The sequence below is a fragment of the Pantoea sp. X-Soil-ISGK-285 genome (assembly GCF_059730815.1).
In genome coordinates, this window is record NZ_AP035938.1 from 2575631 (window position 1) to 2595955 (window position 20325).

A 20325-nucleotide genomic window follows, 5' to 3' on the forward strand; every position below is an offset into this window, starting at 1 on the left:
CCGTGTGCTTAAATCTGGAAGTCGATAACCGGTTCGTCGTCATTGCTGTAGGAGAGCGCCTGACGCTTGATCTCTTCCAGCGACAGGTTGGCGTTGCAGAGTTCCAGGAACTGCCAGACGTAGTTGCGTTGCAGCTGGCCGCGCTTGAGGCCGAGCCATACGGTGCTGGCATCGAACAGATGCGTGGCATCGAGGCGCACCAGCTCTTCACTCTCTTCAGTTTCACACGCCTGATCGGCCAGTATCCCCACGCCTAAACCGAGTTTGACGTAGGTTTTCACCACATCGGAGTCCTGAGCGCTGAGCACGATATCTGGTTTTAAACCGGCCGTCTGAAACGCACGGTCAACCCGCGAACGTCCGGTGATACCCTGCCGGTAGGTGATCAGCGGATAGCGGCTGAGCGTGCTCAGTGAAACCGGCTGGTTCTGCACCAGTTCATGCCCTTTCGGCACCAGTAAGGCGTGATGCCAGCTGAACCAGGGGAACGCCGCCAGGCTGCTGTTGTTGACCAGTAATTCACTGGCGATGCCAATGTCCGCCTCACCCGCCAGCAGCATGGTGACAATTTCCTGCGGCGAACCCTGATTAAGTTCAAGCCGGACGTTAGGATAGAGCTGACGAAACGCTTTGATCACTTTCGGCAGGCTGTAGCGCGCCTGAGTATGGGTAGTGGCTATGGTCAGGATGCCGCTGGTTTCATTGGTAAAGACATCGGCCAGACGTCGCACTTTGCCCGCTTCATCCAGGATACGCTCAGCGATGGTCAGCAGCGCTTTGCCCGGCTCGGTCATCCCCAGCAGGCGCTTGCCGCGACGGATAAAGATCTCAACCCCGAGTTCATCTTCCAGGTCACGAATGTGCCGACTTACTCCCGACTGGGAGGTAAACAGCGTGTTAGCGACTTCCGTTAAGTTAAACTCACAGCGGGCCGCCTCGCGGATGATTTTAAGCTGCTGGAAATTCACGGTATTTACCTCCCTTTACATAATCTGATTATCTGATGGTAAGAACTATTATTGATAACCGGAAATACTAAAAAATTCGGATTTATGACTTTAGGGAATAACGGGGTGGGTTTTGGGGGGGCGGGCTGGCGCTGAAGAGGTTTTGTTCGGTGCGCGAACGGGCGCTGAGAAGGTTTTGTTTGCTGCGCGAACCGGCTATGAGAGATTTTCGTTCGCCTGGTAAGCCGGGCAGTTTCAGATTCGCCTCTGCAGGCGACCGACAAGGGGGCACCAGTCGCCGCGCCCCCTTGACCCCGGGCTCCGGCCTGCTTCACCGCCGCTTCGCGGTCCCTTCGCCTCTTCAGGATTTCTCACGGACCGGCGGGACGCGCCATCCATGGCGCGAACCCGCCTCTTCGCGACATCCCTGTCGCTCGTCCTGAAATCCCTCATCCGCTCAGCGGTTCTGACGGCCTCCCCACCCCCTCGCTGTTATCTCTGCTTTTTATGTCGGATACTTTATCGCTGTGGGTTTTTAGGATTGTCTTTGCTATCAGGTCGGCAGACAGAGTGGCATTCGTACCCCTCCCTCTGTTAGCTCTGCTTTTTATGTTGAGTGCTTTATCGCTATGGTTTTTGGGATTGCCTCTGACTTTCGGCTCAGCAGATAGAATAGCCTTCGACCCCACCCACTGTTATCTCATTTTTAGGTCACTGAGATTGTTGCGGTGAACTTCAGGAATTGAGACTGGCTTTCAGGCCACCAGACAACTCAGCACCACAGAAAACATAAAGAAATAAAAGGCGGGGGTTTACCAGAGGCGTCCGGAGCGCTGAGGAACAACCGCAGGCAAGGATGAGCCGACAGGACGTCGGCGAAAGGACGGCACGAGCCAGGGATGGCGAGTCCGGACGGTCCGTCGGCCGCAGGGCGTGACGAAGGCACCCCGCTACGCGGGGCGCGCAGGCAGCCGGACGCCGGGATTGTTAAGGGGCTGGCGTCCGGCCCTTGACGCGTCCGCCTGCTCGGGCAACCTGAAACTCCTCATCGCCTGGCGGGCGAAACTTCCTCAGTGCATACCCGCTGCTAAAGGCTCACAGCCTCCATCGCCTGGCGGGCGTAAACCGCTCAGTGCTAACGCGCGGCTAAGTGACCTGAAACTCCCGAACGCCTGGCGGGCGAAACCCGCTCAGTGCAGCCCGCTGCAAAGCGAAACTCACTGCAAAGCGAAACCGGCTGGTTGCCAGCCCGCTGCAAGCGCCCTCTTAACTCACTAACATCAACTCCCGCTCCTCACTCAGCGGCTTATTCAGCAGCGACAGCAGAATGTTCTTCACTGCCTGCGCTGAAGGTGACAGTGGCAACCGGGCGGAGACGTTCAGTGACAGCGGCAGACTCAATGACGGGCTGTTGATGCGTGACATCCAGGCATCGGTGGAGCCCACCAGCGAACGGGCGGCGGACTCAGGTAATACGGTCACGCCCATGCCGCTGGAAATGGCTGCGGTCAGGGTTGAAATCGATTCGATCTCACCGATGATGCGTGCACTCAGACGACGCAGCGAAAAGGCCTCATCGACCCGCTTGCGTACTGCGCTGTAATCACGCGGTAAGAACAGACTCATCTGCGCCACATCGGCCAGATCGACGCTGGCTCCCGGGTAATCGGTGGCGCCTACCAGAAAGAGATCCTCTTTCATCAGCGGCATGCTGGTGATCCCGGCAGTGGGCGCGCGATCGTACAGCACCGCCATATCCAGCTGACCGTTCATCACTTTCTCATTCAGCACGCTGCCGCTATTTTCGTGCAGGTAAACCAGCACTTCCGGAAATTGATCGCGCACGGTCTGCAACAGCGGCATGGTCAGCGATGAAGCCGCCGTGCCTGGGGCAAGCCCAATCGATACCTGTCCACTCAGCACCTGACCGGCGTTAATTACCGCAGTCTGGGCCTGCTCACACTGGCGCAGAATGGTGCGCGCATGACCATAGAGAATCTTACCCGCCTCAGTTGGCGTAACGCCGCGCTTGGTACGAATCAGCAACTGCTGATCCAGTTCATTTTCCAGCGTCGCGACCTGCTGACTGAGTGCAGGCTGGGCGATGTGCAACACTTCTGCTGCCTGCGTCAGACTGCCGATATCGACGATTTTCACAAAGTACTTCAGTCGTCTTAAATTCATCTTGCCTCCGTCACTCACCCCGAATAGCGAAATGGGTCTGATCCCATCGCCCTGATAACAGAGATTTTGCAAGATGCAGGCCAGGTTTAAAAAATTCAGGCCATCAGGCAGCCAGATTTTTCCTAACGGCCCGGAAAACAAGCGTTTCTGATTACCTCTTATGGGTTAATAAGGATCAGGAATGGCTGAGAAGAGAGAGTAAAGCCGTCAGGCGCACTGTGACAGTGCAGACGCTGCGAGTCAGACGTGCAGAAAAGTGATGACAGGCTGTACAGTTTGAGTGCAGTGGAAACGCCTTGCACCTGTTGAAGGCTTGCAGGGCCTGAACAGAGGAGTGAAAAACAGGAAGAAAATGTAACCGCTATCAGCGGGATTTCTTATCGCTGGCGAATGCCGGGTGATAAAAAGCAACCGTTGCCCTCTCCCGCATCCGGAAGAAGGCAACGCCTGCTGATTAACGTTTTTTGCGGTTACGGTGCATGTCGATAGAGACCGCAGCCACAATAATCATCCCTTTGATGATGTCCTGAATGTACGCATCGACACCAACGAAGGTGAATCCGCTTTTAATCAGGCCAAGGATCACTGCGCCAATTAATGTACCGGTGATACGGCCTACGCCACCCATCAGGCTGCTGCCACCGATAACGGCTGCGGCAATCGCATCCAGCTCGTACGACATCCCCATGCTCGACTGACCGCTGCTGACGCGCGCCGCCAGTACTACACCCGCCAGGCCAGAGAGCGCGCCTGCAATGGTGTAGACGATAATCAGATACTTATTAACGTTGATACCGGAGACTTTCGCCGAGGTCATGTTGCCGCCGATGGCGTAAACATATTTACCGTAGCGGGTATGCTTCAGGGCGATATGGAACAGCAGCGCCACCACCAGGAAAATCACTACCGGCATGGCACCCTGTCCGATTGAGGTGAAGCCATCGGAAAGGAAGCTGATCGGATTGCCCTGGGTGTAATACTGCGCCAGACCGCGTGCCGACACCATCATGCCCAGCGTAGCAATGAAGGGCGGAATACCGGTGCGGGTGATCAGCACACCATTGACCACACCCGCCAGCAAACCTACGCCGATACCGGCCGCAATAGGGATCACCGCAGGCATATTCACCAGCGACGGATACATTGGCGACAGGCTGTCAGAGGTCTGCGCCAGGCTCGCGGCCACCACCGCCGCCAGGGCGATAACGGACCCGGAGGAGAGATCGATACCGGTGGTGATGATGACCTGGGTCACGCCGACGGCGATAATCCCGATAATCGCCACCTGCAATACAATCAGGATCAGACGGTTGGTGTTGAGCAGGAAAGACTGGTCACGCACGTACCAGCCGAACATTTCAAAAATTAACGCAATCCCCACCATCACCACGAAAATGCCGGTATCTTTCGGCAATTTATGACGCAGGCTGGCAAAAAAAGAGGGTTGCTGCGGGGCTGCCGGGGTGGCAGTAGCTTTCATATTGCTCATAGTGGTCTCGCGCCTCACTCGGATGCCAACGACAGAATGGTTTCCTGATCGGCTTCTTCTTTATCGAGGATGCCGGTTATACGCCCGCCGTGCATGACCATTACCCGGTCGCTCATGCCAAGAATTTCCGGCAGTTCAGAGGAGACCATGATGATAGCCACGCCACGGTTGGCAAGTTCACTGATTAAGCGGTAAATCTCCGCTTTCGCGCCGACGTCAATGCCGCGCGTCGGTTCGTCCAGAATCAGAATCTTCGGTTGCGCCAGCAGCCAGCGGGCAATCAGGACTTTCTGCTGATTACCGCCGCTGAGGTTATTGATGATTTGATCCATGGTTGGCGTTTTAATGTTGAGACGACGGATTTGATCCATGCAGTCCTGCGCCATCTTCACATGGCTGACAAACCCGCTTTTGCCGCTGTACTCCGGCATGTTAACGATGCTCATGTTCTCCATCACCGATAGCACCAGAAACAGGCCGGACTTTTTACGGTCTTCGGTGAGGAACGCCATGCCCTTTTCAATCGCGGTTGAGGGTGAGTCGATCGTCACCGGCACGCCATCAATTAAGATCTCGCCGCTGTCGAAGCTCTCCATGCCGAACAGGCTCTCCATCACCTCGCTGCGACCCGCACCCACCAGTCCGGCGACGCCGAGGATCTCCCCCCGGCGCACACTGAAACTGACGTCGGTGAAACGATCTTTGCAGGTGAGATTGCGCACCGTCAGCACCTCTTCACCAATTGCGCTGTTGAATTTCGGGAACAGCTGGGTCAGTTCGCGTCCCACCATCTGGGTAATCAGCGACTGGCGGGTATATTTCGACGTCTGATCGCTGGCGATCCAGTTGCCGTCACGGAAGATACTGACTTCATCGGTGATGGTGAAAATTTCATCCATCTTATGGCTGATGTAGATGATCGCTTTGCCCTGCTCCCGCAGGTCACGAATGATGGTAAACAGATGCGCTACTTCGGTTTCTGTCAGCGCGGAGGTGGGCTCATCCATGATCACGATGTCTGAATCCCATGAAACTGCTTTGGCAATCTCAACCATCTGCTGCGACGCGATGCTCAGCTCGCCCACCATCCGATCGGCTTTCAGGCGGATATTCAGGCGGTTGAGCAGTTCCTGCGTCATCTGATTAAGTCGGGCGTGATCGACAAAGCCAAATCTCATCGGCTCGCGACCCAGCCAGATATTCTCGGCGACGGTCATGTAAGGCACCAGGTTGAGTTCCTGGTGGATCATTGAAATGCCGGAACGCAACGCGTCCATGGTGTCCTGAAACTGCACCGGCTCCCCTTTAATTTTGATGGTGCCCTGATCGGGACGATACATCCCGATCAGACACTTCATTAAAGTGGATTTGCCCGCGCCATTTTCGCCCATCAAGGCATGTACCGTTCCCGGACGCACCCGCAACGAGACGTTGTCGAGGGCTTTAACGCCGGGGAAGAACTTGCTGATGCCTTCGGCTTCAAGCGCAAAAGCGTTCATACATCACCTCCGTACAGCTGGGTCGGGAACGACTATTTCAGGTTACGCTTGGTAAACTGTTCCATGTTTTCTTTGGTAATCAGCTGGTAGGGGATATTGATGACTTTCTGGACTTTCTCGCCATTCACCAGTTTGATTGCCGTCTGCACCGCACCTTCACCCTGGCCCTGCGCATCCTGGAATACCGTGGCGACCATCTTGCCCTGCTTCAGCATCTGCAGCGCATCGGGTGTGCCATCGACGCCAGCGATCAGGATTTTGTCCGGGTTTTTACCCAGTGCCTGCAGCGCACCGATTGCCATTTCATCGTTGTTAGAAGCGATGGCATTGATCTCATCACCGGCGGTCATCCAGTTACTGACTACGTCTACCGCATCGTTACGGGTAAATTTGGCGGTCTGTTTCTGAACAATTTTGATGCCAGGGAATTTAGCCGCAACCTCTTCCACACCTTTGGTACGGTCACGGGTCGCTTCATTCGCCAGGTCACCCATCAGGATGGCAACGTTGCCTTTGCCGTTCATCGCTTTAGCCAGCGCTTCCATCTGTAAGCGTCCGGCCAGTTCAGAATCTGACCCGACATAGGCCATTTTGCCGGTCAGCTCAGCCTGTGGACGGCGGTTGACAAAGATCAGCGGGATACCCGCTTTGCTCGCCTGGTCCATAATCGGTTTCACCGCATTGGTATCGACCGGGTTGACGATCAGCGCATCAACACCCTGACCGATAAAGTTCTGAACCTGCTGCAGCTGCTGTGAAACGTCGCCTTTTGCATCCTCAACCTGCCCTTTAACGCCATCTTTCTGCATCTCTTTCTGCATAGAGGTACGCAGAATGGTGAGGAAGTTGTCATCAAACAGCGCCATGGAGACGCCAACTGAGATATCTTTTGCCATAACCGCGGCAGGTAACATGCAGGCTAACAGTGAGGCGACAATCGTTTTTTTAATGTTCATAGGGACCCTTCTTATTTGTTAACTTGCTCAGCGGCTGTGACCGCGAATGAAAAATATCTTTTACATTCACCCAGCCTGTCTGGCGTCTGTTTCGGGAAATTTGAGGTAAGACTTCAGGTTCTGACTATTTTTGTGATCGACCACTCCTTTTCACAATCACTTGATCTGCAAACAGTTAACTTCAAAATAGCGTTTCACTTTCAGACGATAATGACGACCGTGATGATAAGCAGTTTATTTATTCCATATAATCACGTTTTGAAATTTTTATCATAAAAGCACTGAAACGGTTGTTTTAACATCGGCAAACAACAAAACTTTGACATGCCTCTAACATCTGCGGAGAAATGCCCGCAAAGTGAGATCCTGTTGGCAGTTTGAAAATCCAGCAGAATCGGGTAAAAATCGCCAATCCGCTGCTTTTACGAGCATCTGAACGCAATTCGGTAAACAGGGCTTTGACAAGCGGGATCTGCGCCGCTAATATTCGCCCCGTTCAAGCGATTCCTCTGTAGTTCAGTCGGTAGAACGGCGGACTGTTAATCCGTATGTCACTGGTTCGAGTCCAGTCAGAGGAGCCAGAATTAGAAAAGCCCGCTCAGGGAAACCTGAGCGGGCTTTTTGCTTTTATGTTTTCGGTCAAGGCGGCATGACATCCCCGCCTGAATGGCTTACACCTCAAACCCGTAGTGCGAGCCGTCCGGCAGTTCCACCACCAGCCGCAGCTTACCCCCTGCCGCATCGATATAGCGCTTGAGCGTGGAGAGCTTCAGATCGCGGCCCGGCTTCTCCATACCCGCCACGGTAGGCTGTGTAATGCCCAGCGCCTTTGCCATTTCGACCTGTGTTTTCTGCACTTTCTCGCGCAGCTCGGCAAGGTGAATGTTGAGCAGGATATCCGTCGCCATCGCCTGTGCATCGGCAACGACTTCCGGTTTTTCATCCGCAATAAGCTGTTCAAGCGTTCTGCCCATCTGGTTACTCCTCATCTTTAAAACTATTCAGCCAGTGTGTAAATTCCCGATCGGCAACCGGAAGCATCTCCTGATAAAAACGCTTTTCATTGCCCACCTTATTTCCGGCACAAAGCACAATCGCCGTTCGGTTTGGGTCAAAAGCAAAGAAAGCCCTTATCGGATCGCCGCGACTCTGAATACGCAGCTCTTTCATGTTGATATAAACAGAGCCTTTTAGCGTATCCGCGTATGGCCTGGACAACCCCGGCCCCTTTTCGCGCAACACCATTAATGCTGCCAGTACGCAGGCGCGATCGCTCTCATTAAGCAAGGTAAACCAGCGATCAAACCTCTCCGTCGTTTTAATCATCCACACGGGATCTCCTTATTAATATAGGTCAAATACTATATAGGTGTAAAGCGATAATCGAGTGTGATACAGGGGGATTTCAGATGCCTGTGCTTTTAGTGCAAAGTGAGAGAAGCGTTCAGTCGGGTCAGTGATGAATCCACACAACCTTCATCGTTTTGCGAGCTGTACCGGATTGGTTATGGGGTGAGATGATGTGAGGCGTTGTTCTCAATAAGAAAGCCCGCTCAGGCTTCCCGGAGCGGGCTTTCACTTTGTTCGCATCGCTTCCCTGCCAATGCAGAGTGACGCTTTTAGCGCGTGATTACGGCAGCGCGATACGGGCAATCTCGTCAGTGCCTTTGGTGGAGGAATCTTTGTTGAATTCCGCCTTAAGCGTGACATAGAGCGTGTTGTTGTCCGGGCCAATCAGCAGGCTGTTTGGGTTCTTGTCAAACGACCAGCTGTTTTTCACCGCGTAGGTGGTGGCATCCAGTTGCAGCACTTTCTTCGATTCGCGCTGGCTGATGTAAAGCTCATTGCGTTTAGCGTTGAACTTGATGCCCATCGCATCACCTTCGATACGCTTGATCACTTTGCCGGTGCGCTCATCAAAGATCAGCGTGGTTTTGCCTTTGGAGTCGTCAGTAACAAACAGGCGACCGGTAGCAGGATCTTCCGCCATGTTCAGGAACAGATACTCTTTGCCATCGCCTGCGGTCCAGCGCTTCTCGATTTTATGGCTGCGTGGATTGATCACCAGAATTTCACCCGAGCCGTTAGCCGCATAAATGCGCTCAGTCAGCGGGGAATAGATGATACCGGTGACCCATTTCCCGGCGTTTTTAATCTCGGTTTTCAGCTTAAAGGTTCGGGTATCTACGACGGAGATATAGCCCGGTTCGGCTACGCGACCGACATAGAGCTCGTTGCCGTGCCACAGGACTTCACGCGCACCCGCCGGATAGCCCTCTTTACTGATCTTGCCCGGGAACACCAGACGCTGCAGCACTTTGCCACTCTGGGCATCCACTTTGGAGATCGCGCCATCCAGTGAGTTGGTGGTGTAGAACACCTGACCGTTTTCATCGATAGCGGTACCGAAGTTTTTCATGTCGGTATGCGTTTCGCCTTTGGTCGTCAGCGTGGCCGGATCGAGACGATAGATCATGCCGCCGTTCACATCCTTAAACGCCTGCGCGCTGGCGACAAACAACGCTTTTGACGCAGGGGAGTAAGCCATTTCGTACAGACCATCACCCAGAGCGCGTTGTGTCACTGCGGTATTAACCGGTTTTGGGGCTTCAGCGGCAGGCGCATCGGCTTTTTTAGCTGGTGCCTGACACGCTGTCAGGCTAAAGGCAGCGGCAACTGCCATGGCAACAGCGGCTTTGCGCGGGCTTAACGATTTCATGCTGAACTCCGTCAGGGAATAAAGAATGAGAATCATACGCATTAACAGCCAGTAATCAAATGACGATGCTGCTATCCATGCCTGTCCGGTCATTTAACCCGCATTAAACCGCTTAACTGCCCCGTGAAATTCCACCTGAATGCCCCTTTTCTGCTTTCAAATCTGATAAACACCAGCAACTAAAAGGCTTTAAATTTTCCTATCACATTGAATTATAAATAATTAACATAAGGTTACACTTTCGATTGAATCCTTTGAAGAATATATAAAGCAAATGATTATCATTGGCGTTCTCATGACTGGCTGAGCGTCTTTCTCCAGAAGATGAGTGGATAAAAAATAACAACCAAAGACACAACGGTTTAACTCAATACCAATTTTTAATGGAAAATTTTATGGCTCGTAGTGGCAGGGAATCAGGTTTCAGAAACAGCTTTAGCGTCTCATTACTGACACTGGCGATACACGCCCTCTTCCACCCCGCCCTGGCGGCGGCGGAGATATCGCAGGATATGGTGGTCAGCGCCACGACTGACGAAACCAGTGACAGCGGTAAGCAGAATTACGCGGTGCAGACCACCCGCGCGGGCACCAAATTAATGCTGACACCGCGAGATGTGCCTCAGTCACTCAGCGTGGTGACGCAGCAGCGAATGCAGGATCAGGATCTGCAATCGGTTAATGATGTGCTGACCAACGCCACCGGTATCTCCACCAATCTTATCGACAGTGAACGCTCCGAGTACTATTCACGCGGCTTCAAAGTCAGCAACTTCACTTTCGATGGCATTCCGACCTCGGTTAACGATACATGGAATTACGGCGATGCGGCGTCCGACACGGCAATCTATGACCGTATTGAAATCGTGCGCGGTGCGACCGGCCTGATGACCGGAGCGGGCAGCCCTTCGGCCTCGATCAATATGGTACGTAAACATGCTGACAGCAAAACCGCGACCGGCACGCTGAGTGCCAGTTATGGCAGTTGGAACAAGCAGCGCTACGTGGCGGATCTTTCTGCCCCGCTTAACAGCGATGGCAGCCTGCGCGGCCGCGTGGTGACCGGTTATACCGATCAGGAGAGCTGGCTGGATCGCTATCAAAAAACCAAAAAATTCATCTACGGCGTGATTGATGCAGACCTTACCGACAAGACGACGCTGTCACTGGGCTACGACTATGAAGATGACAACACCGGCAATCCAACCTGGGGTGGCCTGCCGATGTTTTACAGTAATAACGCCACGACACATTACGACCGCAGCCTGAATTCATCAGCTAACTGGGCGCGTTACAACACTAATTCGCGCAAAGTCTTTGCGGATATCGACCATAACTTCGATAACGGCTGGAATATTCATATTAATGGCACGCACGCCGAGAATACCTTCAGCGATAAGCTGCTCTATGTGATGGGCAATCCCGATCAGGAGAGCGGTGAAGGCACTACCGGTTATGGCAGTATGGATCGCGGCAAGCGTAAAATGGATTCAATCGATGGCTTTGCCAGCGGCCCGTTTGAACTACTGGGTCGTCATCACCTGTTGATGGCCGGGGCAAGCTACAGCCGCCAGCATAATGCCGCCTACAGTCAGGATGGATTCAGCGATGCGGAGGCGGGTGAAATCACTGCCGCCGATATGGGGATTTTCAATAATAGCTGGAGCGGTAACGTTGCGGAGCCTGAATGGCAGGGCTGGTATCTCAACGATGATGACACTGTTCGTCAGAAATCGGTCTATAGCGCTGCACGGCTGTCGCTGGCCGATCCGCTGTCGCTGATTATTGGCGCTCGCTATACCCAGTGGAGCACCCATGGCAGCAGCGGAGAGATGACTAAAAATAACACCACGCCTTATGCAGGGCTGGTGTATGACATTAATGACACCTGGTCCGCCTATGGCAGCTACACCGCCATTTTCCTGCCGCAGACTTATCGCGATACTCACGGCAGTTACCTCTCACCAGTGACCGGTAAAAGTTACGAGACCGGTCTGAAATCCGCCTGGAACGATGGCCTGCTGACCGCCAGCGTAGCAATTTTCCGCATCGAGCAGGATAACGTTGGACAGGCAATTGATGGCGTTTATCTGAGCGGCAATGAGCAGGCCTATGACGCCGCCAAAGGTGCAGTGAGTAAAGGTGCCGAGTTCGAGCTGAATGGCGCGCTGACCGATAATCTGCAGCTGACCTTTGGCGCAACCCGCTATGTGGCACGCGATAAAAGTGGCCGGTTCAACAGCTATCAGCCGCAAACCTCATTCAAGCTTTTCACCCGTTATCAGCTGGACGCAATCCCCGAGCTCACCGTTGGTGGCGGAATTAACTGGCAGAACCGGGTGTTTAAAGATGTGACCAATGCCAGCGGCGACAGCGTACGGGTATATCAGGGCAGCTACCCGCTGGCCTCGTTGTTTGCCCGCTATCAGGTGAATAAGCAGGTTGCCGTACAGGCCAACGTCGATAATCTCTTCGACCGTGAATATTACAGCTATATGAACAGCTACGTTTACGGTGAGCCACGTAACCTGAATGTCAGCGTGTCTTATCAGTTCTGATAATGGTGGTGCTGGGAGGCCAGACAGCCCGCGATTGCGGGCTGTCTGAGGGCTGATTTAACGGGCAGGATGCGTGTCAGGGCTGTCCTTCCATATTCCAGCGCGCTGATCCCATCACATCGAAAACATGCTGGTCGGTGAAAGCCGGAAATCTGGCGCGTTTTGCCGCCACTTTGAGCGCGTTGCAATAATCTTTATCGCCCCCTTTGATAATAAAATTATCCAGGGTGCCATCAATTTTGAAATCCAGATGGGCATTACAGCGTTTCCCCTTCCAGGCGTGCGGCTCTGATAGTGCAGCATCCAGCGCTTTTTTTATGCCAGATGCCTGCTGACCATAGATATCGTTGTCCCCGACTTTTCCTGAACGGTTATAGCTGCAGGTTTCGAGTGCGCTTTTTTTAATGCATTCGTGTGGAGTGAGAGGCGCACAACCGGCTAACAGGGCACAGCAGAAAATGGGAATGATCTTTTTCATGGATAAGTCCTTTTAGGTGAAAAGGGAACGGCGTCCTGCTCCCTGGTTATTCTGATATCAGGCTAAGCTAAACCCCTGCAAAGTGAATCAACACAGGGTTATTTTCCCGTTTTTTTTCGCCAGAAGAGAGAGAAAGCAATCGCTGTTAATACGCCAATCAGGGGCATCGTGGCCGCGCCCGCCAGAAAGTTGTGCTGGTCGATGCGTTTGTCCCTGCGGATATCCGCGAAGCGTGCGAGTGCCTGTTTTTCATCTGAGGCACGAACTTCCTCGAACTGTTTTTTATAACCCTGCTCTGTCAGATCGAAAGCTCGTGTTACGTCCGATCTTTCAAGTGCAACAGTGTATTTGCCTTTGGTATAGAACCTGTATTCTGACATTCAGCGATCTCACATCCCAGAGGATAGATTTGCACTATATCGGGTATGAATGGGTTTGCAGAACGCTTTTGGAAAATAGTGCGGCACAATACAGGCTCCAGCCTCCCTGCTGAGTTAACCGCATCTCCTTTTCCAGCAAACTGCATGCAGTATTGCGGTAATATTTCCCGTGATGACCGTGGCTGTTAACTCTCTTCGGTTATCACTTTAAGCCCCAGATTCTCCCGCAGCGTGGCAAACTCATACTCATCGCGAAACAGTCCGCGACGGCGCAGTTCCGGGATCACCAGCTCCACAAACAGATCCAGCTGTTCCGGCATAATGGCTGGCATGATGTTAAAGCCGTCCGCGCCGCCCTGCTCCAGCCACTGCTGGAAGTCGTCGGCGATATCTTCAGCGGTACCGACAATCACGCGGTGTCCGCGTGAACCGGCGGCGACGGCGGCCAGCTCACGCAGCGTCAGATTCTCGCGCTTTGCCATATCGGTCATCAGCTTAATGCGGCTCTGATTACCTTCGCCCAGCGGAACCTCCGGTACCGGGCCATCCAGTGGATATTGGCTGAGATCCATACTGAACCGCAGTGAGAGCTGACGAAGCCCGTTCTCGATATCCACCAGCGTATTCAGCTTTTTCCACAGCGCCTTCGCCTCCTCACGCGTGCGGCCAATAATCGGCATGACACCGGGCATGATCACGACATGATCCGGGTTACGCCCGGCGGCAATGACCTGCTCCTTTTGAGTGCGATAGAACGCTTGCGCTTCCTCCAGACTGGCGGAGGCGGTAAAGATCACTTCCGCTGTCTCAGCCGCCAGTTTCTGACCATCAGCAGAAGAACCTGCTTCTATAATCACCGGACGTCCCTGTGGCGAACGCGTGATGTTCAGGGGGCCTTGTACCTGAAAATGCTCGCCCTGATGGTTGATCGGTTTGATCTTCTCATCAACAAAATAGTCCCCGGTCGCTTTATCAGGCTGCACTGCCCCCGCTTCCCAGCCCCGCCACAATTTGTCTGCCACCTCAAGGAACTCCCGCGCACGGGCATAGCGGGAAGCGTGGTCGGGCATATCGCTGCGGCTGAAGTTACGTGCAACGTCAGTGGAAAACGAGGTCACGACGTTCCACGCGGCCCGGCCACGGCTGATGTGATCCAGTGACGAGAAACTGCGCGCCAGCGTAAAGGGATCGCTGAAGGTGGTAGAGGCGGTTGCGGCCAGGCCAATACGTCTGGTGTTGACCGCCAGCGCCGCCAGCATCGTCAGCGGTTCAAGGCGTGCCATGGTCGACGGCAGACGATACATGCTGGTTGCCAGTGCATCACCCACAAAAAACAGGTCGAACTTACCCGCTTCGGCTTTTTTAGCCAGCGTGATCAGCCAGTCGATATCAGTGGGATCGCCCAGCTGTTCCGTCAGACGCCAGCCGCTCACGTGCTGACCCACCGGTTGAACAAACAGGCCGAGCCGCAGGCGACGTGATGGAGTGAAATGATTCATGAACGATTCCTGGTCTGTAAGGTGTAAAGGCGCGCCGCAGCGCGCGCTTAAAAAAGGGTGTCCGTCGCCAGCAGCGCCTGCTCCAGCGCGCGGGCGGAGACGCTAAACGGCAGCCGTTCTGCGCAGGCCTGGGGGAATTTAACCTGCTGCGCGATGTTGCGCAGCGCGCTATGGCGATCGCCGCGTAACACCGGCAGCTTCAGCGGCATATCGTAGTGACGCAGCAGCGCAAGGAGTTCTGCATCCGCGACACCGTCATGTTCCATCAGCGACTGCATCAGCAGGCTGAAGCCGACTTTCTCACCGTGCAGCCAGTGATGCAGCTCCGGCAGGTGCGTCAGTCGATTGTGAATGGCGTGCGCAAAGCCCGGCGTCGGCAGCAGGTCGCGCACACTATTCGCCAGCCCGGCGAGCACGATAGTGGCATCAATGACTCTGACCAGTTCAGGCGTGACCCGCTGCTGCTGGCAGGCCAGGATCGCGGCGTCTCCCTGCTGCCGAAAAGTGTCCAGCGCCTGCCGCGCGGTCATCACCTTAAGATCCAAAGCCAGATCATCAGGGTTGTGCTGCTGATAAGGCCGGAATTCATAATATTTGGCCAGCGCATCCACAATACCCGCTTTCAGGTAGCGCACATCGCTCCGGGCGATCACTTCACTGTCCACCAGCACCAGCTCCGGCATTTTCCCCAGCGGCTGGCTGTGCAGATGGCCGCCTTGCTCGTTATAGATGATGGCAATCGGTGACCAGGCCGCGCAGGTTGCCGCCTGGGTCGCAAAGTTAACCAGTGTGACCGCCGGCAACTGGCTGGCAGCGGCTTTAGCCGCATCCAGCACGCGTCCGCCCCCAATCGCCAGCAGCAGTTCTGCGCCCTGCTGTTCGGTATGGTGTTTTAAGCTGGCGATGGCCTGATCGGTACATTCGCCCTCTAAATAGTCGAGCTGCCAGCGGATGCCATTCTCTTCAAGACTCTGGCTTAATTCCGGATTAACCGCCTGCCACGCCTGAGGAGAGGTAAAAATACGAATATGGGTGGCATAGGGTTTAATAAACTGACCGGCGCGGATGCGCAGGCCCGCCTCATGCGCATAGGCTCGCGGAGATGTAATGGCTAACACAGCAGCATCCTGATTATATAAAATATAAAAAGACTTTTATTACAGTGAGTTAATAGCGCTTCATGGAATTTAATTTCTTTTCTGAATACTACGACAAATAACAATTTAAGCAATCAAAAACCGGCCATTTCATATTCACAAATCCGCATTAGGTTAGTTATTTTTCACACATAGCGACCCGGCTTTTACTGTTAATCTCTCATTCTGGCTGAATGAATTAACTGCCTGCCTGGCAGTTTTCCGGGAAATATTATGCAACTCGATTTTCGTCAGGTCAGAGAAGATGAGGTAGATGTTTATCTGGCACTGATGCATGCCGCCTATGCACCCGTTAAAGCACTGGGCATTAAATTTGATGCCGCCACGGCTGACCGCGCTACAGCATTACGCCACCTGCAGAATCATGGTGTGTATGCGCTCTACATGCGTAACCAGATGGTTTCATCAGTGACCGTTCGCTATCCCTGGGGGCCGCTGCCCGGCCCGTTTGGGCTGCCGCATATCGGCTGGTTTGGCGCGCATCCCGACTATCCCGGCCACCATTTTGGTCGCCAGGTTCAGGATCGGTTAGAGCAGGAAATCCTGATCGATCAGTTGCATGCCCCTGCGGTCTCGCTGGGCACCGCCACCCATCACCCCTGGCTGAAAGAGATGTATCTGAAACGTGGCTTCCAGCCGATGCATACCCGCGATCTCGGTAAAGGTCACATCACCCTCTATATGAAAAAAGTACTAGACCCGGCGGCACATGATGCCTGGCTGAGCCGCCAGACAGCAGCAGAAGGAAACCCGCTATGAGCAGCGATAATCCCGCATCACTGGGCGAACAGCCGATCGCGTTTCGCCACGAACTACACCGTTTTCCGGAGCGACCGCAATGAACCTGAGCGTAATGCTGGCTGAACATATCCTTTATGGTCAGCCGGATGAGTCAGCGCACCAGCACGCGCGTGAAGGTGTGCGGGACTTCCTGGCGGTGAGCTGGCCGGTGTTACAGGGCAAGGTGCCAGATAGCGGCTTACCGGCACTGCGCACAATCTACCGCGACGGCAGCGTGCGCTCGCAGGCGCTGCTGCTGGGCTATGCCGGACATGCGCTGGACTACGATGATTTTCATGCCGATTTTCGCGGTCACCCCAGCGTAGTGATCCTGCCCGCCCTGCTCGCCTGGCAGCAATATCAGCCAAAGCGCCTGAACCGTTTTCTGGATGCTTACGTCACGGGTGTGGAAATGGCAGGTCGCCTGGGACTGGCTGTCAGCCAGCAACATTACGCGCTGGGCTATCACAACACGGCAACGCTGGGCACCCTGGCAGCGGCGGCGGCACTGGCGCGTTTGCTGGCGCTGGAGAGTGATGCAACCGCGACCCTGCTGGGGATCGCTGCCACCCAGGCCAGCGGGCTACGCGCGCAGTTTGGTTCGGCGGTGAAACCACTGCACGCTGGTTTTGCCGCAGAACGTGCGGTGTCAGCGGCTCTGCTGACACTGGCCGGAATAGATGGCCGTCAGGCGGGTGTGATTGAGGCTTTTCTGGCAGCCAGCAGTTCGGGTCAGGCGCAGCCGGAGAAATTGCTGGAAAACTGGGGCCGCCCCTGGCGGATTAGCGCGCCCGGACTGGAGTTCAAACCTTTCCCAACCTGCGCGGGTACCCACAGCGCAGCGGAAGCGGCACAAATGCTGCGCCAGCAGTGGCTGGCAGCCGGCAAACCTCTTGATGCGCTGCTGAGCCAGATTGTCGATATCACCGTCGCCTTCCCGCCAGGCGGTGACATCGCCGCTTCCATATCCGTTCCGACGCACGGCATTGAAGCGCGTTTCAGCCTGGAATATGTGATTGCTGCGATGCTGATCTACGGCGATCTGCGTTTGCAGGATTTCGCCGAAGGCGATCTCAATCATCAGATTATGCCACTGGCCGCCCGCGTCCGTCGTACTCCCGATAACAGCGCGCCGCCCGATGCGATTAATCCTGCCCTGCGCTTCCATGACGTCACGCTGACGCTGAGTGATAGCACAAAGCTGCATCAGCGCCGCACGCGCCAGCAGTCACTGGCAGAGAGTGTGGATGTAAACAGGAAACTGCAGCTGGCGCTGAAGGCGTCGTCGCCCGATCTGCTGGCAGCCAGTGAGCTGCGTTCAACGGCAGATTTGCAGGCGCTGGGCCGCGCAGTGCTGAGCGCCCTGTAACCGACTCATAACGGGGGAATAAAGGCCTGCACCGGCGTGACTTCCCCGGCAAATTTACGCACCTGCACCACCGTAATCTGCCCGCTACATCCCTGTGCCAGAGATGACGTCCCGATATCCAGCGTCAGCACATTGGGATTACCGTGACGACAAAGCGGACGGGCGGCAGTGGCGTCGACCGGATCGTACCAGGCACCGGTTGGCAGCTGTACCACGCCAGGCATAACCGTGTCGGTGAGACGTGCGCTGGCGAGCACATGGCCCCGATCGTTATAAAGCTCAATGATGTCGCCATCCGCGATAGCCCGGGCTGCCGCATCCTCGCTGTTGAGGCTACAGACTTCACGCCCTCCACGTTTGCCACTCTGACTGAAATCACCAAAATCGAGCTGACTGTGCAGGCGCGTCGCGGGCTGATTGGCAATCAGCCAGAATGGGTAGTCGGCGCTGGGTTTTTGCTGGGGTTCACGCCATACCGGATGGCCGGGACAGTTGTCATAACCAAAGCTGGCGATAGTGGCGGAGAAGATCTCAATTTTGCCGCCTGCTGTGGGCAGCGGTGCGGCGTCAGGGTCAGCGCGAAACGCATTGATCATCCGTCCACCATCCTTCACCTGCGGCAACGCCAGGATGCCCTGCTGCCAGAACTGATTGAAATCCGGTGTCTGCACCTGATGCGCCGCCAGTTTTTCCTGTAGCTGATGGTAAAGATGCTGCAACCAGCCTCGCGCATCGCGCCCTTCGCTAAACGCTTCTTCCCGGCCAAGTTGCCGGGCCAGCTCACGGAAAATCGTGTAATCGTCCCTGGCTTCGGCGTAAGGCTGTGCCACTGGTTGCATGGCGATTAAATGGCGATCGGTCGGCGCACCGCCGATATCCTCACGCTCCAGGGTCATGGTGGCGGGCAGGACGATATCAGCATGACGCGCACTGGCGGTCCAGACGCTCTCATGCACGATGAACGTATCCAGCTGGCAAAACGCCTGACGCAGCCGGGCCAGATCCTGATGGTGGTGAAACGGATTGCCGCCCGCCCAGTAAGCCAGCCGGATATGAGGATAAGTAAGCTGACGGCCATTGTAGTCAAACCTGGTGCCAGGATTGAGCAGCATATCGGCAATACGGGCTACCGGAATAAAGCGGTCGATGCCATTTTTGCCCTGCGGCAGGGACGGAAAGCTGACCAGATTGTGATGTTTGCCATAATGGCCCAGCGCACCCAGTGCATAGGTATAGCCGCCGCCGGGCAGCCCGGGCTGTCCGAGTGCCGCCGCCAGCACCAGGCCAAGCCACACCGGTTGTTCGCCATGCTCGGCGCGTTGTAAGGCATGGGCGACCGTAACCAGTACGCGCTTGCCGTGCAGCTGTCGGGCGAACTGCCTGATCAGGTCGCTGCTGACGCCACAGATCGCGGCCGCCCACGGCGCGTCACGCACCACGCCATCCTCTTCACCCCGGATGTAGGCCACCATCTGAGGCCAGCCGACACAGTAGCGCGCCAGAAATGCCTCATCGGTTAACCCTTCGGTGATTAATACCGCCAGCAGGCCGAGTATAAACGCCGCATCCGTTCCGGGTCGCAGCGCCAGCCACTCACCCTGTGCTTCCTCTGGCAAATCGCTTTTCAGTGGGCTTACCGAGATAAAACGGGTGCCGCGCTGTGCTGCACGCTGCATAAAACCGCGCTCGGTATGCTCACTCAGGCCGCCGCTGGCCACCTGGGCATTTTTCAGCGCCAGCCCGCCAAACGCCAGCACCACCTCGCTGTGACCGGCAATCTCTTCCCAGCTCACGCCACGCCGGGCGACTTCATTCATGTCGCCCACAATATGCGGCAGCAAAACCGATGCCGCGCCGGAGCTGTAGCTGTTAACTGAGCGAACATAGCCGCCCAGCGTGGTGTTCAGGAAACGGTGCACCTGACTTTGGGCGTGATGGAAACGGCCTGCGCTTGACCATCCGTAAGATCCGCCAAAAATCCCCGCCGGGCCGTAAGCCTCACCGACCCGCTTAAGCTCCAGTGCAACCCGATGACTGGCTTCCTCCCAGCTAACCGCGACATATTCATCTGCCCCACGACGCCGATCCGGGCCAGGCCCGTTTTCCAGCCAGCCACGCCGTATCATCGGCCGTGCGACGCGTGCCGGGTGATTAAGTGAATGACGGAAGTTTTGCAACAGCGGACTGGGGTCGGGATCGCCCCCGAACGGCTCAATAAGCAGTTGATCGCCGCTGCGCTCAGCGTGAAAAGCGCCCCAGTGGGCGCTGTGCATTACCGGTTTTTGCGTCATCCTGCTTCCTGGTTATCAC

General features: G+C 55.2%; 16 protein-coding genes and 1 tRNA gene. 4 read left to right on the forward strand and 13 right to left on the reverse strand.

Features of this window, described 5'->3' with window-relative positions:
• Nucleotides 1-8: 8 nt before the first annotated feature.
• From cbl to AC6I8B_RS12385, 5 genes are all read right to left on the reverse strand, one after another.
• A complete protein-coding gene (gene cbl / locus AC6I8B_RS12365; protein WP_010247887.1) occupies nt 9-968 on the reverse strand; it encodes an HTH-type transcriptional regulator Cbl in 960 nt (319 codons plus the stop codon).
• 1245 nt (nt 969-2213) lie between these two features.
• A complete protein-coding gene (gene nac, locus AC6I8B_RS12370) occupies nt 2214-3131 on the reverse strand; it encodes a nitrogen assimilation transcriptional regulator NAC (protein ID WP_010247899.1) in 918 nt (305 codons plus the stop codon).
• A gap of 454 nt (nt 3132-3585) precedes the next feature.
• A complete protein-coding gene (locus AC6I8B_RS12375; RefSeq protein WP_170933484.1) occupies nt 3586-4611 on the reverse strand; it encodes an ABC transporter permease in 1026 nt (341 codons plus the stop codon).
• Nucleotides 4612-4634: 23 nt separating this feature from the next.
• Nucleotides 4635-6119 (reverse strand): sugar ABC transporter ATP-binding protein, encoded by a 1485-nt coding sequence (locus tag AC6I8B_RS12380; RefSeq protein WP_033758305.1) that lies wholly within the window; start codon nt 6117-6119, stop codon nt 4635-4637.
• Between the two features lie 32 nt (nt 6120-6151).
• Nucleotides 6152-7075, reverse strand: coding sequence for a sugar ABC transporter substrate-binding protein (locus AC6I8B_RS12385; RefSeq protein WP_010247907.1), 924 nt, complete (start codon nt 7073-7075; stop codon nt 6152-6154).
• A 505-nt stretch (nt 7076-7580) separates the two neighbouring features.
• On the opposite strand from AC6I8B_RS12385, the gene AC6I8B_RS12390 reads away from it, so the two are divergent.
• Nucleotides 7581-7656: transfer RNA gene (locus tag AC6I8B_RS12390), tRNA-Asn, on the forward strand.
• A gap of 90 nt (nt 7657-7746) precedes the next feature.
• On the opposite strand, the gene proR is transcribed toward AC6I8B_RS12390, so the two are convergent.
• The 3 genes from proR to AC6I8B_RS12405 all read right to left on the reverse strand — a co-directional run bounded on the left by proR (nt 7747) and on the right by AC6I8B_RS12405 (nt 9794).
• On the reverse strand, nt 7747-8049 hold the full coding sequence (gene proR / locus AC6I8B_RS12395) for a transcriptional regulator ProR (protein ID WP_010247918.1): 303 nt from the start codon (nt 8047-8049) through the stop codon (nt 7747-7749).
• A 4-nt stretch (nt 8050-8053) separates the two neighbouring features.
• Complete coding sequence (locus tag AC6I8B_RS12400) at nt 8054-8407, reverse strand: type II toxin-antitoxin system RelE/ParE family toxin (protein WP_010670918.1); 354 nt, start codon at nt 8405-8407, stop codon at nt 8054-8056.
• Between the two features lie 298 nt (nt 8408-8705).
• Complete coding sequence (locus tag AC6I8B_RS12405; protein ID WP_029519393.1) at nt 8706-9794, reverse strand: YncE family protein; 1089 nt, start codon at nt 9792-9794, stop codon at nt 8706-8708.
• Nucleotides 9795-10189: 395 nt separating this feature from the next.
• On the opposite strand from AC6I8B_RS12405, the gene fhuE reads away from it, so the two are divergent.
• Nucleotides 10190-12352 carry a ferric-rhodotorulic acid/ferric-coprogen receptor FhuE gene (fhuE, locus tag AC6I8B_RS12410; RefSeq protein WP_157352516.1) on the forward strand — a complete coding sequence of 721 codons (2163 nt, stop codon included), beginning with the start codon at nt 10190-10192 and terminating at the stop codon, nt 12350-12352.
• Nucleotides 12353-12428: 76 nt separating this feature from the next.
• Here fhuE and AC6I8B_RS12415 read toward each other — a convergent pair whose 3' ends face one another.
• The 4 genes from AC6I8B_RS12415 to AC6I8B_RS12430 all read right to left on the reverse strand — a co-directional run bounded on the left by AC6I8B_RS12415 (nt 12429) and on the right by AC6I8B_RS12430 (nt 15827).
• On the reverse strand, nt 12429-12830 hold the full coding sequence (locus AC6I8B_RS12415) for a cell envelope integrity TolA C-terminal domain-containing protein (protein WP_010247930.1): 402 nt from the start codon (nt 12828-12830) through the stop codon (nt 12429-12431).
• 98 nt (nt 12831-12928) lie between these two features.
• Nucleotides 12929-13210: a hypothetical protein gene (locus tag AC6I8B_RS12420; RefSeq protein WP_010247933.1), complete on the reverse strand. Its 282-nt coding sequence runs from the start codon at nt 13208-13210 to the stop codon at nt 12929-12931.
• Between the two features lie 185 nt (nt 13211-13395).
• Nucleotides 13396-14709 carry an LLM class flavin-dependent oxidoreductase gene (locus AC6I8B_RS12425; protein WP_497817448.1) on the reverse strand — a complete coding sequence of 438 codons (1314 nt, stop codon included), beginning with the start codon at nt 14707-14709 and terminating at the stop codon, nt 13396-13398.
• Nucleotides 14710-14756: 47 nt separating this feature from the next.
• On the reverse strand, nt 14757-15827 hold the full coding sequence (locus AC6I8B_RS12430; RefSeq protein ID WP_192033246.1) for an iron-containing alcohol dehydrogenase family protein: 1071 nt from the start codon (nt 15825-15827) through the stop codon (nt 14757-14759).
• A 252-nt stretch (nt 15828-16079) separates the two neighbouring features.
• Between AC6I8B_RS12430 and AC6I8B_RS12435 the strand changes: the two genes are divergently transcribed.
• Together AC6I8B_RS12435 and AC6I8B_RS12440 are read left to right on the forward strand one after the other, a co-directional pair.
• Entirely contained in the window at nt 16080-16625 is a 546-nt protein-coding gene (locus AC6I8B_RS12435; RefSeq protein ID WP_022624974.1) for a GNAT family N-acetyltransferase, read from the forward strand.
• Nucleotides 16626-16704: 79 nt separating this feature from the next.
• Entirely contained in the window at nt 16705-18015 is a 1311-nt protein-coding gene (locus AC6I8B_RS12440; protein ID WP_157352520.1) for an MmgE/PrpD family protein, read from the forward strand.
• 5 nt (nt 18016-18020) lie between these two features.
• Here the strand turns inward: AC6I8B_RS12440 and AC6I8B_RS12445 are convergent, their stop codons facing one another.
• Nucleotides 18021-20306 (reverse strand): molybdopterin-dependent oxidoreductase, encoded by a 2286-nt coding sequence (locus tag AC6I8B_RS12445; protein WP_157352522.1) that lies wholly within the window; start codon nt 20304-20306, stop codon nt 18021-18023.
• Between the last annotated feature and the right edge of the window lie 19 nt (nt 20307-20325).